General features: G+C 73.9%; 11 protein-coding genes and 1 pseudogene. 7 read left to right on the top strand and 5 right to left on the bottom strand.

The window, feature by feature from the left end; genetic code table 11:
• The first annotated feature begins 22 nt into the window (after positions 1-22).
• The 7 genes and pseudogenes from AC0KTA_RS01605 (at position 23) to AC0KTA_RS01635 (ending at position 7658) form a co-directional block, all read left to right on the top strand.
• Positions 23-1699: a serine/threonine-protein kinase gene (locus AC0KTA_RS01605; protein ID WP_481053267.1), complete on the top strand. Its 1677-nt coding sequence runs from the start codon at positions 23-25 to the stop codon at positions 1697-1699.
• A gap of 304 nt (positions 1700-2003) precedes the next feature.
• Positions 2004-2779 (top strand): annotated as a pseudogene (locus AC0KTA_RS01610) (polysaccharide deacetylase family protein).
• A gap of 193 nt (positions 2780-2972) precedes the next feature.
• Positions 2973-3092, top strand: a complete 120-nt coding sequence (locus AC0KTA_RS01615; protein WP_481053268.1) for a keywimysin-related RiPP — start codon at positions 2973-2975, stop codon at positions 3090-3092.
• 63 nt (positions 3093-3155) lie between these two features.
• Positions 3156-5180 (top strand): asparagine synthase-related protein, encoded by a 2025-nt coding sequence (locus AC0KTA_RS01620; protein ID WP_481053269.1) that lies wholly within the window; start codon positions 3156-3158, stop codon positions 5178-5180.
• Entirely contained in the window at positions 5174-5443 is a 270-nt protein-coding gene (locus AC0KTA_RS01625; RefSeq protein ID WP_481053270.1) for a lasso peptide biosynthesis PqqD family chaperone, read from the top strand. Before AC0KTA_RS01620 ends, AC0KTA_RS01625 begins: the two co-directional genes overlap by 7 nt.
• Positions 5440-5856, top strand: a complete 417-nt coding sequence (locus AC0KTA_RS01630) for a lasso peptide biosynthesis B2 protein (RefSeq protein WP_481053271.1) — start codon at positions 5440-5442, stop codon at positions 5854-5856. The genes AC0KTA_RS01625 and AC0KTA_RS01630 overlap by 4 nt, the downstream gene beginning before the upstream one ends.
• Positions 5853-7658, top strand: coding sequence for an ABC transporter ATP-binding protein (locus AC0KTA_RS01635; protein WP_481053272.1), 1806 nt, complete (start codon positions 5853-5855; stop codon positions 7656-7658). Before AC0KTA_RS01630 ends, AC0KTA_RS01635 begins: the two co-directional genes overlap by 4 nt.
• Positions 7659-7712: 54 nt before the next feature.
• Here the strand turns inward: AC0KTA_RS01635 and AC0KTA_RS01640 are convergent, their stop codons facing one another.
• From AC0KTA_RS01640 to tsaD, 5 genes are all read right to left on the bottom strand, one after another.
• The gene (locus AC0KTA_RS01640) at positions 7713-11033 is read right to left on the bottom strand and encodes a CHAT domain-containing protein (protein WP_481053273.1); all 3321 of its coding nucleotides are present in this window, start codon (positions 11031-11033) and stop codon (positions 7713-7715) included.
• A gap of 46 nt (positions 11034-11079) precedes the next feature.
• Positions 11080-11568 (bottom strand): hypothetical protein, encoded by a 489-nt coding sequence (locus AC0KTA_RS01645; RefSeq protein ID WP_481053274.1) that lies wholly within the window; start codon positions 11566-11568, stop codon positions 11080-11082.
• A gap of 89 nt (positions 11569-11657) precedes the next feature.
• A complete protein-coding gene (gene alaS, locus AC0KTA_RS01650; protein WP_481053275.1) occupies positions 11658-14318 on the bottom strand; it encodes an alanine--tRNA ligase in 2661 nt (886 codons plus the stop codon).
• A gap of 69 nt (positions 14319-14387) precedes the next feature.
• Complete coding sequence (locus AC0KTA_RS01655; protein WP_481053276.1) at positions 14388-14963, bottom strand: N-acetyltransferase family protein; 576 nt, start codon at positions 14961-14963, stop codon at positions 14388-14390.
• Positions 14963-16027 (bottom strand): tRNA (adenosine(37)-N6)-threonylcarbamoyltransferase complex transferase subunit TsaD, encoded by a 1065-nt coding sequence (gene tsaD / locus AC0KTA_RS01660; RefSeq protein ID WP_481053277.1) that lies wholly within the window; start codon positions 16025-16027, stop codon positions 14963-14965. Before tsaD ends, AC0KTA_RS01655 begins: the two co-directional genes overlap by 1 nt.
• Between the last annotated feature and the right edge of the window lie 49 nt (positions 16028-16076).

Below are 16076 nucleotides of genomic sequence, written 5' to 3' on the forward strand. Positions count from 1 at the left end.
GGTCCGTTGAGCGGCCTGTCCGATGCGAGGGGACACAGTGGAGCGATTAACAGCGAGTGATCCAGAGGAAGTCGGGCGCTATCGGACCATCGCGGAGCTGGGCCGCGGCGGGATGGGGCGCGTCTTGCTGAGCAGCGCCCCGGACGGCCGACTCGTCGCGCTGAAGCAGGTGCGCAGCCAGTTCGTCGAGGACGACGGCTTCCGGGCCCGGTTCCGCCGCGAGGTGGACGCCTCCCGCAAGGTGTCCGGCGCGTACACCTCGGCGGTGATCGACGCCGACGCCGACGCGCCCGAGCCGTGGCTGACATCGGAGTTCGTCCCGGGCCCTTCGCTTCAGCAAGCGGTGACGGCCCTCGGCGCGCTGCCGGAGGAAGCGGTGCTGCGCATGGCCGCGGGGCTGGCCTCCGCCCTGCTCGACATCCACCGGGCCGGCCTTGTGCACCGGGATCTGAAGCCGTCCAATGTGCTGCTCGCCGACGACGGCCCCAGGGTGATCGACTTCGGCATCGCACGGGCGACCGACAGCGAAGGCGGCACCGAGCTGACCCACTCGGGCTGGCTGGTCGGCTCCCCCGGCTTCATGTCCCCGGAGCAGGCCCAAGGGCAGCCGCTCGGCTCGGCCAGCGATGTGTTCTCCCTGGGGACGGTGCTGGTGATGGCGTGCACGGGCAAGTGCCCGTTCGCCGGGCCGTCCACGCCGCAGACCCTGTACAACGTGGTGCACACCGACCCCGATCTCAGCGGGCTCCCGGAGAGGATCCGCCCCGTCGTCACCCGTTGCCTGGCCAAGGACCCGAGCGAGCGGCCGAGTCCGGCCCAGCTCCTCGAAGAGATCGGCCGGCTCTCGCCCTCCGCCCGTCCCTGGCCGCTCGAGGTACACGAGCTGATCGCGGCGCAGCAGGCCGAGATCGCCCGGCTTCAGGACGAGTTGGCGAGCCGCACGAGCGACCGGGAGGCCGCCGGGGCGGTCGTCATCGACTCCCCGGCCACTCCGGGACGTTCCGACTCCGCGGCCGCTCCGGGACGTCCGTCCGGCCCGGCATCGGAACCCGCGCCGTCCCGACGCGGCTGGGCCCTTGCCGCGGGAGCGGTCGTCGCACTCTCGCTGGGCGTCGCCACAGCCGTCACCGTCCTGGACCCCGGACGCGACGGCGGCGACCGCACCACGGCCGATCCCCCACGGGCCACCAAGACGGTGCAGCGGACGGCCGCGGAAGAGGAAGAGACGGCGGACCCGACCACCAAGGCACCCCCGGAGCCCGCCAGGGAACCGACCAACGAGCCGACCAAGCCTCCCGCCCCCGAGCCCTCGACGGTCACCGAGCCGTCCCGCCAGGCCCCCACGACGGCCGATGCGCGGCCGAGCACGCGGCCGGCGGCGATCGCCGACTGCGGGGGCCGGACCCTGAACAGACCCGGCGAGTTGCTGCTCGCATGCGGCGACGGAAAGGCCGGGCTCCAGGGCCTGGCGTGGTCGGACTGGGGCAGGCCCACCGCCCGCGCCACCGGGCGCGGGTGGCACGTGATCTGCGAGCCCAGCTGCGCGAACGGCAGGCAGGTCCAGTACCCGGTCACCGTGACCGTCACCGGCCTGACCGGCGGGCGTTACAAGGCCATGCAGGTCAGCGCCCCGCAATCACCCGACGACCGCCTCCGCTACTACGTGCTCGACGCGAACGGGCCGACGGAGAGATTCTGAGGCTCTGAGGCCCTGAAGACCGCGACGGTCGACCCACAGCGCGTCGCGGTGAGCACGCCCGGCAAGGTCGAGCCGGCAAGGTCGAGATGCCGGTCGAAGCGGTCAGGGCATCCGCCGCCCTCTCCGAAAGCGACCTCGGCAGCTACGCCCTGGAGTACCTCAAGAACGATTGGTACATCACCGACTGAACCCGGAATTGTCCGTGATCGGTAACAGACGCATCCCCTGGCCGCCGCCCCTCATCCTGCCAAGTGGTCGCAGAGCGACCGAGGATCGGCGAGGGACTGCGTGAAAAGGGGCGGACATGGCACGGCACGGCGGCGGGCGGGGCTGGTACGGCAAGGTGCTCGGGGCGGCGATCGGGGTGACGATGCTCGCCACCGGCGCCTCGGTGTGGACCGCGGCAGGCCGGCGCCACGGACGACCCGGCACCGAAAGAGACCGCGCCGGCCACGCCGGGCAGTGACGTCAAGCCGGTCGCGGCGACCATCGCGCACGCCTCGGACGCGGGCAAGCGCGGCGTCAACATCACCATCGACGACGGCCCCCGACCCCGTGTGGACCCCTCAAGTGCTCGACCTGCTGCGCCAGTACGGGGTGAAGGCCACGTTCTGCATGGTGGGCACGCAGGCGCAGGCCCACCCGGACCTCGTGAAGAAGGTGGTCGCGGCCGGGCACCGGCTGTGCGACCACTCGGTGTCGCACAACACCGCCATGGACAAGGATTCCCGGACCTACCAGTCGCGGCAGATAGTCGACGCCGAACGCATGATCACCAAAGCGTCCGGGGGCGTACGGCCGATGTACTACCGCGCGCCCGGCGGGGCTTTCACCCCGTACAGCCGCAAGCTCGCCGCTTCCCTGGGCATGCGCCCGCTGGGCTGGAACGTCGACAGCAAGGACTTCGAACGTCCGGGCACCGACGCCATCGTCGCCACCGTCGAGCGGGAACTACCCAACGGACCGACGCTCCTCTTCCACGACGCGGGCGGCGACCGCACCCAGACCCTGGAGGCCCTGCGCCGGCTCCTCCCCCGGCTCAAGGAGCAGGGCTACTCCTTCGGCTTCCCGGTGCGCTGAGCCCGGACGCCTTGTGCCACCGCAGGTGCGCCCCATCAGTCACAGGACTAGCCTGGAATTGCGGCTATGAGGTCGTGAGGGCATGGGCCCCGAGGTCCGCCCGCGAGGCCATGTGGGCCTGTCCCCCCACAGTTGCAGGCCTCGGGTCGGCCGGCATATCTCCGACTCGCGGTGCGGGAGGAGGTGTATCACGATGCGTGCCTACGAGCGCCCCACGCTGACGGCGGCAGGGAGCTTCTGGAAGGTCACCGGGATGGCCCTCAAGCGCTACGGCCCCCCTGACTTCCTCGGACAGCACAGCATCCTCCGCTGACGTTGCGACGTCTGACGGCGTCTGACGACGTCTGACGACGTCTGACGGAGAACGGAGCCCAAGTTGACCGGACAACCAGACGGACAACCGGTGGCGGACGGCGACGCCCGCCACCGGTCGGTCGGAGGGGCCGGACGGGCCGAACTCGCCGCAGTACCCGTGTGGTTCGTGGTGCTTCCGGACTGCGCGGCGGCCGGGGCGGCCGGGGCGCGGCTGCGCGAGTACGCGGAGTACGGGGTCCCGCACCCCTCCGGGCGGCCGTGGCTGCTCGGGGCGGGCCGGGACGGGATGGCCCTGGGGCAAGGGCGGGACGCCAAGGTCGCGTTGTTCGGGCAGCACGCCGTCACCGGGGGCGAGCTGGACCGGATCGCGGGGCGGATCGTGGCGGGCGCGGAGGCGGGGGCGTACGCGTCGGGGCTGGCCGGGAGCTTCCACCTGGTCGCGTCCGTGGGCGGGCAGGTGCGGGTGCAGGGGGCGCTGAGCGGGCTCCGGCGGGTGTACACGGCCGAGGTCGACGGCATCGCGGTGGCCGCGGACCGGGCCGACGTCCTTGCGTTCCTCACGGGAAGCGGGGCCAGGGCCGGGGCCAGCGGCGGCAGCGGCAGCGGCGGCGGCAGCGGCAGCGGCAGCGGCAGCGGCAGCGGCAGCGGCAGCGGCAGCGGCAGCGGCAGCGGGGGCGAACTCGACCGCGCACAGCTCGCGTTCCACCTCCTGGACCCCCCGCTGCTGCACCCCCTCACCGACCGCCCCGTATGGCGCGACGTGACCTTCGTGCCGCCGGACCACTGTGTGCTGCTCGACCGCGGCGGCCGGGCGCGCTCCGTCCCCCGCTGGACCCCGCCCCCGCCGGACCTCACGCTCGCCGAGGGAGCCCGCGCGGTGCGGGCGGCCCTCGAAGCGGCCGTGGCCGCCCGTACCGCGGGTCAGCAGCTCGTCAGCGGGGACCTCAGCGGCCTCGACTCCACCTCGGTGTGCTGCCTGGCGGCAGGCCGTACTCGGGTGGTGGCCCTCACCGCTGCCAGTCCCGACCCGCTCGACGACGACGTGGAGTGGGCGGTGCGCACCGCGGCGGCCGTGGGCGGCATCGAGCACCACGTCGTACCGGCCGCCGAGATGCCGTTGATCTACCACGGGCTGCCGGGCATGGACGAGCCGTTCGACGAGCCGTGCGGTGTGATCGCCGACTCGGCGCGGTGGCTGGCCCTCGCCCGCCGGGCCGCGGCACACGGCTCAGCCGTGCACCTGACCGGCTTCGGCGGCGACGAGGTGCTCGGCGCCGCCACCAGCCACCTGCGAACTCTCCTGCGCCACCGCCCCCTTGAGGCCGTCCGGCAGCTTCGGGGCTTCACCGCGTGCTACCGCTGGTCGCGCCGCGAGGTGCTGCGGCAGCTGTGCGACACCCGCTCGTACGGCCGCTGGCTGGACGCCGCGGCGGAACTGCTCACCGCTCCCGCGCCGTCCGAGGACGCGCCGACGCTCGACTGGGGGCCGGTGCCGCGGATGCCGCCGTGGGCGACCGGGGACGCCACGGACGCCGTACGCGCACTGATCCGGGACGCGGCACCGGACGCCGAGCTGCTCGCCGGGCGCCGCGGGATCCACGACGACCTGGAGGGGATCCGGAACGCGGCCCGCCCACTGCGGCCCATCGGGCAGCTCGCGGCCCGTACGGGCGTCCGGCTGGCCGCGCCGTACTACGACGACCGGGTGCTGGACGCCGCGCTCGCCGTGCGCCCCGAGGAGAAGCGCACGCCATGGCGGTACAAGCCGCTGCTCCTGGAGGGGATGCGGGGCGCCGTACCCGAGGTGAGCCTGGCCCGGCAGAGCAAGTCCGCCGGCACCTGCGACCTGGACGGGGCGCTGCGGACGCACCGGGATGAACTCCTCGCCCTGTGGGAGGACTCCAGGCTGGCCCGGCTCGGCCTGGTTGATGCCGCCGCGCTGCGCACGCTGTGCGCCCGCCCCCTTCAGGAGCACGGGCGCGACCTGCACGGCGCGCTCTACCAGGCGGTGGCCTGCGAAGTCTGGCTGCGCGCCAGGGAGCGGGCGGCCGCCACCCTCAACCGGGAGGCGAAGAGCCCATGTTGAAGCTGCGCGACGGCGTGTCCCGCGCCGACACCGACTACGGAATCGCCCTGCTCGACGAGGACACCGGGCAGTACTGGAATCTCAACGGAACAGGCGCGCTGGTGCTCCGCACGCTGCTCGACGGCGGGACGCAGGAGCTGGCCGTCGAGCGTCTGACGGACGAGTACGACGTGGACGCCGACAGCGCCCGCGCGGACGTCGGCGAACTCGTCGAGGCGCTGGACGCCGCCGGTCTCGCGAGAGTTGAGGAGGTGCCCGGGTGAGCACTCCGCAGACGATCGGGCACCGGCCGCGCTCGGTGCCGCTGCCACGCCGGCTGCTGGCCCGGCTCGCCGTGGGCTGCGCCCGCGCGCTGGCCCACCTGCCGCCCCGGCGGCTCCGGGCCGTCCTCGACCGGGTGCGGCGCGGTGCCCGGGCCGCCTCGCACGCCGATGCCGCGGCGGCCCGGGAGACGGTGACCGCGGTCAGCCTCGCCTGCACCGGGCCCGAGGGCTGCCTGACCCGCTCGCTGGCCACGGCGCTGCTGTGCCGGGCGCACGGGCAGTGGCCGGTGTGGTGCGTGGGAGCGCGGCGGCTGCCGCCGTTCGGGGCGCACGCGTGGGTGGAGGCCGAGGGCGTACCGGTCGGCGAGGACCACCCGGCGGACTACTTCCGACCGTTCTTCACCGTGCCGTGAGCGACCCTGCCATGAGCGACCGCGCCATGAGTGACCGCGCCCCGAGCGACCATGCCACGAGCGACCGCGTGAGCGACCGTGGCCTGAGCGCCATGACCCGCTCGGGCCTCCGCGAGGTCTACCGGGTGCTGCGCGGGCACCGGCGCGGGATCTGCGCCGCCGCGGCGCTGACCCTGGCCGGCTCCGCGCTCGGCCTCGCGCAGCCGCTCGTGGTGAAGGAGGTGATCCAGGCGGCGGGCGCGGGCTCGGCCGTCGCGGGCACGGTGGCGCTGCTGGTGGCGCTCTTCCTCGCCCAGGCGCTGGTGCAGGCGGTGGGGCGGTACGTGATGGTGCGCACCGGGGAGGGAGTGGTGCTGGGGGTGCGGCTCAACCTCGTCGACCGGCTGCTGCGGCTGCCGTTGCGCACCCTCGACCGGCACCGCACCGGCGACCTCATCTCCCGTACCGGCACGGACAGCACCGCGCTGCGGCTGCTCATCGCGGAGGGCTTCACCGACGCGGTGACGGGGAGCATCGGGCTGCTCGGGGTGGTCGCGCTGATGGTCTGGCTGGACTGGCTGCTCTTCCTGGTCGTCCTCGGCATGATCGTGCTCGGCGCCGCGCTGCTGACCACGGCGCTGCGCCGGATCGAGGGCGCCTCCCTCGCGGCCCAGCAGGCCACCGGCACCATGACCGCCGACCTGGAGCGAGCCCTGGTCGCGCTGCGCACGGTGCGGGCCAGCCGGGCCGAACGCCGCGAGGCGGCCAGGATCGGCGAGCAGGCCCGCGCCGCCTACGCGGCCGGAGTGCGGGTGGGGCGGCTGGACGCGGTGGTCGCCCCGGCCGTCGAACTCGCCGTCCACGGCTCGTTCCTGGCGGTGCTCCTGATCGGCGGCACCCGGGTCGCGGCGGGCGGCTCGGTCGCGGACCTGGCCGCCTTCCTGCTCTACATGCTGTATCTGGTCGAGCCGATCGGCGCCGTGTTCCAAGCGGTGAGCAACGTGCAGCAGGGCTCCGGGGCGCTGCGCCGGATCACCGAAGTCCTGGAGCTGGAAGGAGAGCCGGAATCGGGCGAGGTCCCCCGCAGGGCTCCGGCCCCCGCCGAGGGCCCGCTGCTGCAGTTCCGCGACGTGTGGTTCGGCTACGAGCCACACCGGCCGGTGCTGCGCGGGGCCACCTTCGATGTGCCGCGGCGCGGGCATGTGGCACTGGTGGGGCTCTCGGGCGCGGGCAAGTCCACCGTCTTCGCCCTCACCGAGCGGTTCTACGACCCGGACCGCGGGCTCGTCCTCTTCGACGGCCAGGACGTGCGCGACGTACAACGGCACGCACACCGCGCACGGATCGGGCTGGTCGAGCAGCACTGCCCCGTGCTGCACGGGACACTCCGGGAGAACCTGATGTACGCCGCGCCGGACGCGGACGAGAGCGAGTTGCGGCGGGCCATGGAGCTGGCACAGCTGACCGATCTTGTCGCCCGGCTGCCACGCGGCCTGGACACCGATGCCGGCGAGCAGGGCGTCGCGCTGTCCGGCGGCGAACGCCAGCGGATCGCGATCGCCCGCGCCCTGCTGGCCCGGCCCCAGCTGCTCCTGCTGGACGAGCCCACGGCGCATCTGGACGCCGTGAACGAGGCAGCGCTGCGCAGGTCGATCCGGGAGACGGCGAAGGAGTGCGCGCTGCTGGTGATCGCGCACCGGGTGTCCACCGTGCGGGAGGCGGACGTGATCGTGGTGCTGGACAGGGGGCGGGTGGTGGCGACGGGGCGCCACGGGGAACTCCTCGCCGAGAGCGCCCGGTACCGCACCCTGTCCCCCGGATAGGGCGGGGCCTTCCCGCATGCGGGCAACCGGCGGCCCCTGCCTCCTGGCGGCCGCTCACGCTCCCCATGCTGTGAACGCACCCCAGTAGAGGGGCGAGGCGAAGGGGCGCTCGTCCCCCGACGTCGCGTGGGCGGCGTACGGCCGGATCAGGTCGGCCAGATGCCGGTGGGAGTCCGTGTACCGCGCGAGCTCGTCCCACGTGAGACGACGCAGCCACCGGCGCGATCGGCGCAGCGCCGGCACCGGGGCGTGGGCGTCGGCATCGGCGTCGGCGAGGAGTTCGTAGAAGCACGTCATCAGCACGGCGGTCGCCATGTCGTCCACCTGCCACAGGCTGGTCACCGCGCAGGCGGCGCCCGCCTGGAGGAACCCGGCCGGGAGCCCGAGGAACTCGTCGGGAGCCTCGATGATGCCGTAGTGACCCGACTGGCAGGCGCTGGCCACCGTCAGTCTGCAGCCGGGCAGTTGGTGCCGCACCAGGGTGTCCATGTCCAGGCGGCCGTCGGCGAGCGCCAGCGAGCCGCCCCGGCTGTCGGATCCCGCGCTGCCGTGACAGCTCAGGTGCAGATACGACGCCTCGGCGAGATGCTCGAGCACCCAGTCCACGGTGGCATCGGCGCCCACGGCGCAGCTGGTCTTCCCCCAGGACTCGAACAGGGCCCGGATCTCTGCGAGTTCGCTGCGGCTGCCGGGCAGTGAACCGTCGGGGTCGGTGACGGCCACCAGGCGCGGCGCCGTTTCCGGTCGGCGCCCGGCTCGGGCGCGGGAAGCGGCGTACACCGCGGCGGAGGGGGCGGCGGTCAGGGTGCCGATGTCATCGAGCACGTCCTCCGTCTTCGGTCCGAGCGGCACGGCGTGCAGGGGGACCAGGCCCAGCAGGCCGGTGGGGACGACGACCGCCTCGTGTCGCGCGTCGTCCGCGAGGAGCTGCGCGAGCGGGCGCACGAGCGGCTCCAGCGCGCCGAGGCGCTCCAGGGCCGCCGGGAGCCGGCGTCGGCGCCGCAGTGTCGAGGCCTGCTGCACGAGCCACAGCCCCGCGGTCTCGTCGTCCGGGTCCACGACCAGGAGGCGGAGGAGGGTCACGCTGCTCACCTCCGGGACGTGTACGGCCCGTACGGCGCACCGCGCGTCGGGGATCGTCAGCACATAGCTGCCCCACGGTGCGTTGACCAGGTACGCGAGGGGCAGCCCGCCGGCGGCCCGGACGATGTCCCGCAGTTCCGTGGTGCGCAGGAAGTCCTCGAAGCCGGGGATCGCCCGGATCTCCTCGACCACGGTGCGCAAGGCGCGTTCGGCCTCGGCCTGGGCGCGCGCCGCGGGGGCGAGCCCGCCGGGCGGCGTGGCGGACGGTTCGGCGATCGCGGACCCGTAGCGGGCGCGCGTGTGCCGGTAGCGCTGGGCCATGACGGGATCGACGCGATCGAGCGCCTCCAGGTCGACCGCTCCCCGTCCGGCCACCACTGAGAGCTCACATGCCAGCCCCCGTTCGAGGGCTTCCACCGCGCGTTCGGGACGGCCGGCCCGCGCCAGCAGGTAGGCGGTCCAGCGGGCGAGCCGATCCACCTGTACCAGCACGCTTCGGCGGCTCGCGACCGTGACCTGGGCGTCGAAGAGCGCGTTCACGGCGGTCAGCATGTCCGCCGCGACGTCGGCCGCCTCCGTCCAGCGTTCCGCCGCGGCATAGGAGTTGACCAGTTCCCGGGCGATGTTGAGGTGGATAGAGGGTGAGACGGCGGGCGGTGTGGCGGCCAGGGCGTCGCGGCGCAGCCGGATGCTCTCGGCGCTGTCCGGTCCTTCGAGGTGGTCGCCGGCCTGGGCCAGCAGCCACAGGACGCGGCCGGTGTTGAGGAGGCCGGGGCGCGTCGCGGCCAGGTCGAGCGCCGCGGTGGCCGCCGCTCTGGCGCCGTGGGCGTCCGCGGGCTCGCGGGACAGCAGCAGGTGGGCGAGGTTGCACTGTGCCTGTGACCACAGGGTGGGATTGTCCTCAGGATCGAGGTGGTGGAGAGCGTCCCGGTAGCATCGCTCGGCTTCTCGCAGGTCCTCGGGTTCGCCGCGGCGGTACAGCAGCAGACCGAGGTTGAGCATGGAGTAGGCCCAGTTGACCGTGGAGCGCTCCGGGGACCGTTCCTCGAGGCCGGCCGTGATGCGGTCGATGCCGAGGGTGAGGTCCGCGGGGCCGCCGCCCGGCCGCTCCGCGAGCAGCAGTCCGTAGTTGGTCTGGATCCGTGCCCAGAACTCGGGGTGCTCCTGGCGGTCGAGTCGGCTCGCGCGCGCCAGCAGGTCGCGGGCGGCCTCCCAGACCTCAAGGCGGTCGCCGTCGTCGCGGAAGTAGTGCGCGTTGGCGAGGTTGTTCGCCACCTCCACCCACTGCAGGGTGCCCTCGGTCAGCCGGCTCAGCGCGTGTTCGAGGACGTGGCGGGCCTCGGCCAGGTCGGCGTCGAGCCCGGCGCGGGCGGCGACCACCAGGCGTTCGCCGAGCCTGGCGGCGAGTTCGGTCTCCCTCTCCTCCTCGCCGAGGTCGGCGGCGAGGGCCATGGCCTCGCGGGCGGCCGGAATGCACGCGGGGCCGTCCGTGTCGAAGGCCGTCACGTACAACTCCTGAAGCCGCGCGCGCAGATCGCCGCCGAACCGGCTCAGGGAGTCGAAGTAGCGCCGCACCGCCACCTCCTGCGACGTGCGGCCGTCACACAGGTCCTCCAGGAGTCGCTGCCGCCGCTCCAGCACCGACGCGAACGGCGTGCCTTCGACCGCGCGCAGTTCCTCACGGCCTGCGTCGCGCACCTTCGTGTCGTTGGTCAACTCCGGGTGTGTTCGCAGGAGTTCGTCGAGTTGGTCGGGCATGCTCGTCGCCACGGCGCGCAGCAGCTCGCTCATGCGGGTGTTGTCGTGCTGCGCCGCGAGATACCCGAGGAACGTCCGGTAGTTGTCGACCGTCGGCTCCCCTTCCGGCCGCAGCTCCCGGCATGCCGCCTCGGGGTCCGTCAGGTCCCGGCCGAGGTCGCGGGCCAGGACGACCGGCAGCAGCCTGCGCGGCAGGGGGATCGCCGGGGCGAAGCCGTCGTCGCCGAAGGCCCCGGCCCGTTCGGCCTCCTCCAGCAGCGGAATCCCGGACTTCGGTGGACCGGCGCGCAGTTCGGCGATGGAGAGCGCGAGCAGCACCGGCGCCACCGCTCCTGGGCGGAGGACAAGGAGCGGCGCGTCGACGTACGCCCGCGCCCCGCACCCGGGACAGTCCACCCACGCCACGCCCGAGCCGGGCGCCTCCAGGACGTCGGCCCGCTCACGGGCGTCGATGACGCGCCACGCCGGAGCCGTGCGTTCCTGATCGCAGTCCTCGCAGCGCCACAGGTAGGACACCCTCGCCGAGACCGCCACTTCGCCCCCGCCCTTGATCCGCCTTGAATCCGCCTTGATCCGCCGCCTACTTGCCGCTGGTGATGCGGGAGAGCAGGGCGGTGAAGACCCGTCCGAGCGCCGCGTCCCGCAGGGCACGCTTGTGGATGGTGAAACTCCACCTGCCGCGCGTGTCCCGCTTCACGACGACCTCGGTCTGCAGGAGTACGACGACGAGGACGGTGACCGAGAGCGCGACGGGTTCGATGCGGACCATCGGTGACCGCGCGTACTCGACGGCTTCGCCGACCGTGCCCGCCATGTCTTCACCCAGGGCCGCGGCGTACTCCAGCGCTGCGCGGGCCAACTCCCCTTCCGTGGCCTGCGGTTGATCCGGGCGCACATAAGCCTCCAGGTCCCCGGCGTCCAGGGCCTCCCTCAACTCGGCTTCCTTCCAGGCGAATTGTTCGGCGTCCGGAAGCAGGCCGCGTTCCTCCACCACTGCGGTGAGCGCCCGGACGGCAGCTTCGTCGGAGAGCGCCCGGATTCGCTGCTCCAACTGACCTCGACTCGACATGCCCCAATTCTGGCTCGCCCGCCGACCGTACGGGGGTAATCCCGTGATCTGTCCCAGGGAACCGGCGGCGGAGCCCGGCTCGGTTTTCGCTACGCTCCCAGTTCCTCGCGCACGACCCCGGCGAGCCCCGCCAGCGCGGCGTCGAGCTGCGCCGCCGCCACTCCGCCGCCCTGCGCCACCTCGTCCGAGCCGCCGCCCCGCCCGCCGAGCAACCGCTTGACGAGGGCCGACGCCGACAGGCCCGCCGCGCGCCCGGCCTGGTTCACGGCCACGACGAGGACCGGCTTGTCGCCGGTGAGGGCCACGGCGGCCACGCCCGGCCGCCCGGCGGACAGCCGTCCTCGTACGTCGAGGGCCAGCGTCCGGGCGGCGCCCGCGTCGCCGTCCGTCGTGGCGGTGACCACGCTCGCGCCCGCCACGTCGGCGGCACGGTCGGCCAGTTCGGCGGCGCGGTCGGCGAGGGCGGACTGGCGCAGCCGCTGGTTCTCGCGGTCGGCCGCCTTGAGCCGGTCGAGCAACTGGGCGATGCGGTCGGGCAGTTCGGCGCGCGGCGCCTGCACCTGCTCGGCGATGCGCGCCACCAGGTCACGCTCGCGGGCCAGATGGCCGAAGCCCTCGATACCGACGGCGGCCTCCAGGCGCCGCATGCCCGCACCGACGGACGACTCGGCGGTCAGCGCGACGAGGCCGACCTGCGCGGCGTGCTCGACGTGCGTGCCGCCGCACAGCTCGCGCGACCAGGCGCCGCCGATCTCGACGACCCGCACCTGCTCGCCGTACGTCTCGTCGAACAGCGCGAGCGCGCCGATCTCCTTGGCCTCGGGCAGCGTCATCCAGCGCACGTGGACCGGCAGGTCGCGGCGCAGGGCGCGGTTCGCGGCCTCCTCGACCTCGCTGCGTACGGTGGCGGACAGGCCGCCGCGCCAGGGGAAGTCGAGGCGGAGATAGCCGGGGCGGTTGTAGGAGCCGGCCTGCAGGGCGGTGGGGCCGAGGATCTCGCGCAGGGCCGCGTGCAGCACGTGGGTGCCGGAGTGGGCCTGGCGCGCGCCGAGCCGCCACTCGGGGTCGACGGCGGCGCGCACGGCGCCGCCGACGGCCAATTCGCCCGCCGTGACGCGGACTTGGTGGACGACGAGACCGGGCAGCGGGCGCTGCACGTCGAGCACGTCGGCCTCCACCGAGGCGCCGGAGAGGCCGCCGGCGTCGCTGTCCTGGCCGCCGGACTCGGCGTAGAACGGCGTGCGGTCCAGGACGACGCCGACGATGTCGCCCTGGCTGGCCACAGGCACCGGTCCCGTGGGGGCGAGGAGGGCGAGCACGCGCGAGTCGGTGGTGAGGGTGTCCCAGGCGCGCCAGTCGGTCGGGCCGTGCTCGTCGAGGACGGCCCGCAGCGCCGAAGTGTCCGCCGTTCCGCCGGACTTGCGGGCGCGGGCGTCCGCGCGGGCCCGTTCGCGCTGCTCGCGCATGAGCGCCGTGAAGCCCTCGCGGTCGACCTCTACGCCCTGCTCGGCGGCCATCTCCAGGGTGAGGTCGATGGGGAAGCCATACGTGTCGTGCAGCAGGAAGGCCTGCGTGCCGGGCAGTTGGCGCCCGCCCTCGGCCTTGACCTTCGTGACGGCCGTGTCCAGGACGGTCGTGCCCTGCTTCAGGGTGGCCCGGAAGGCGTCCTCCTCGCCCGCGGCCTGGTCGGCGACGCGGTCGTACGCCTCGGTGACCTCGGGATAGCTCAGCGCCATGCAGGTCCGGGCGACGGCTAGGAGTTCGGTCAACGACGGGTCTTCGTGGCCGAGTTGACGCATCGACCGGACCGCGCGGCGCAGGATGCGGCGCAGCACGTAGCCGCGGCCCTCGTTGCCGGGGGCGGTGCCGTCCGCGAGGAGCATCAAAGCGGTGCGGACGTGGTCGGCGACGACGCGCAGGTGCACGTCGGCGGCGGGGTCGGCGCCGTAGCGTACGTCGGCGAGTTCGGCGGCGCGGTCGAGGACGGGCCGGGTCTCGTCGATCTCGTACAGGTTGTCCACGCCCTGGAGCAGGGCGGCCATGCGCTCCAGGCCCATGCCGGTGTCGATGTTGCGGCGCGGGAGTTCGCCGAGGATCGGGAAGCCGGTCCTGCCGCTGCCCTCGCCGCGCTCGTACTGCATGAAGACGAGGTTCCAGAATTCCATGTACCGGTCCTCGTCGGCTTCCGGGCCGCCCTCGAGGCCGAAGCGCGGGCCCCGGTCGTAGTACAGCTCGGAGGAGGGGCCGCACGGGCCCGGTACGCCCATGTGCCAGAAGTTGTCCTCGTCGCCGCGCGCCACGATCCGCTCGTCGGGGAGGTCGGCGACGCGCCGCCACAGGCCGCGGGACTCGGTGTCGGAGTGGTGCACGGTCACCCAGATCTTCGCCGGGTCCAGGCCGTAGCCGCCGTCCGCGACGGGGCGGGTGCTCAGGTCCCAGGCGTAGCCGATGGCCTCTTCCTTGAAGTAGTCGCCGAAGGAGAAGTTGCCGTTCATCTGGAAGAAGGAGCCGTGCCGGCTGGTGCGGCCGACCTCCTCGATGTCCAGGGTGCGGACGCACTTCTGCACGCTGGTGGCCCGCTGCCAGGGCGGCTGCGTCTCACCGGTCAGATACGGCTTGAACGGCACCATGCCCGCGTTGACGAACAGCAGCGTGGGGTCGGGCGTGGGCAGCGGGGCGCTGGGTACGACGGTGTGGCCGCGCTCGGCGAAGAAGTCCAGGAAGCGGGTGCGGATGTCGGCGGTGCGCAAGGGGTGCTCCGGGCGGGGGCTCAAAGGGCTACGGGAGTGCAGCGGCTACGGGGCCTGCGGGGGCTGGGGCTACAGAGGCGGGAAGGTGGTGGCGGTGCGTGCGGGGTGGTGCGAGCCGAGGAAGACGGCGGTGCCGTACCCGTTCGGCGCGGGGTGGGTGACCTGCCGCCAGCCGAGCCGCTCGTAGAAGCGGACGGTGGCGTCGGCCTTCACGGAGGTGAGCAGCCAGCTGCGGCCGCCGGGCGCGTCGCGGGTGACCGCTTCGAGGAGCGTACGGCCGAGGCCGCGCCCGTGCGCGCCGGGCGTGACGGCGAGTTCGTCGACCTCCAGGCCGCCGCACAGCCACGCGGTGGTGCGGTCGGCGCCGAGCGCGGCGGTGACGTGCGGGTAGGAGCGGTTGCCGGGCAGCGGGGTGGCGGAGGTCCAGGCGGTGGCGAAGCCGACCACCCGGTCGCCGTCGAGCGCCACCGCGCCCGCGAACCCGGGCCGGTGCACGTCGTCCGCGAGGCGGGCCAGGTAGACGTCCGCCTCGGCGGGCTCCTCGTTCCACGGCGGTTCGGCGAACGCGGCGGCGTAGACCGCGCGTATGCCATCACGGTGGGCGAGCAGGCCGGGGCCGGGCAGGTGGTGGACGACGGCGGTCATCAGGCGGCCCTCGCGACGGTCGACGTGGGGTGCAGCGCGGCGTACTCCAGCGGGGCCGAGGGGTCGATGGACAGGTCGAGCGGCGCGGGCTCGGCGCCCGCGCGCAACAGCAGGTCCCCGACGGCGGCGATCATCGCGCCATTGTCGGTGCACAGGCCGAGCGAGGGCACGCGCAGGGTGAGCCCGGCCGCCTGGCAGCGCTCCTCGGCGAGCGCGCGCACCCGGGAGTTGGCTGCGACGCCACCGACCACGACGAGCGTGTCCACGCCGTGCGCGGCGCAGGCGGCGACGGCCTTGCGGGTGAGGACGTCGGCGATGGCCTCCTGGAGCGCGGCGGCGCCGTCGGCCACCGGCAGGGCGCCGTCTGCGTGTCGCTCGGCCCAGCGGGCGGCGGCGGTCTTCAGGCCGGAGAAGGAGAAGGCGTACGGGTCGTCGTCCGGCCCGGTCAGGGGGCGCGGGAAGGCCACGGCGTCCGCCGAGCCGTCGCGTGCCGCCCGGTCGACGGCCGGACCGCCGGGATAGGGCAGCCCGAAGACGCGGGCCGCCTTGTCGAAGCACTCGCCCGCCGCGTCGTCCAGGGTGTCGCCGAGATGCGTGATCGGATCGCGTGCCAGGTCGCGGACGAGCAGGAGCGAGGTGTGACCGCCGGAGACGATCAGGACCACGCACGGGTCGGGCAGCGGGCCGTGCTCCAGGGTGTCGGCGGCGACGTGTCCGGCGAGGTGGTGCACGCCGTACAGCGGGACGTCCAGGGCGTAGGCCAGGCCCTTCGCCCCGGCGAGGCCGACCTGGAGGGCGCCCGACAGGCCCGGTCCTGTCGTCACGGCGACCGCGCCGATGTCGCCGAGGCGCAGGCCCGCCCGGTCGAGGGCGCGGCGGACGACCGGGTTCAGGGCGTGCACGTGCGCGCGGGCGGCGATCTCGGGGACGACGCCGCCGAACCGGGCGTGCTCGTCCATGCTCGACGCGACGGCGTGCCCGAGCAGCCGTCCGTCGCGGACGAGGCCCGCGCCCGTCTCGTCGCAGGACGACTCGATTCCGAGCACGATCCGAGGGGCGGCCATGACTGTTCTCCCGACGCCGTTCGATGTCTCGGATTTCTTTCCGCTTGCG

The sequence above is a fragment of the Streptomyces sp. Y309 genome, assembly GCF_056712025.1.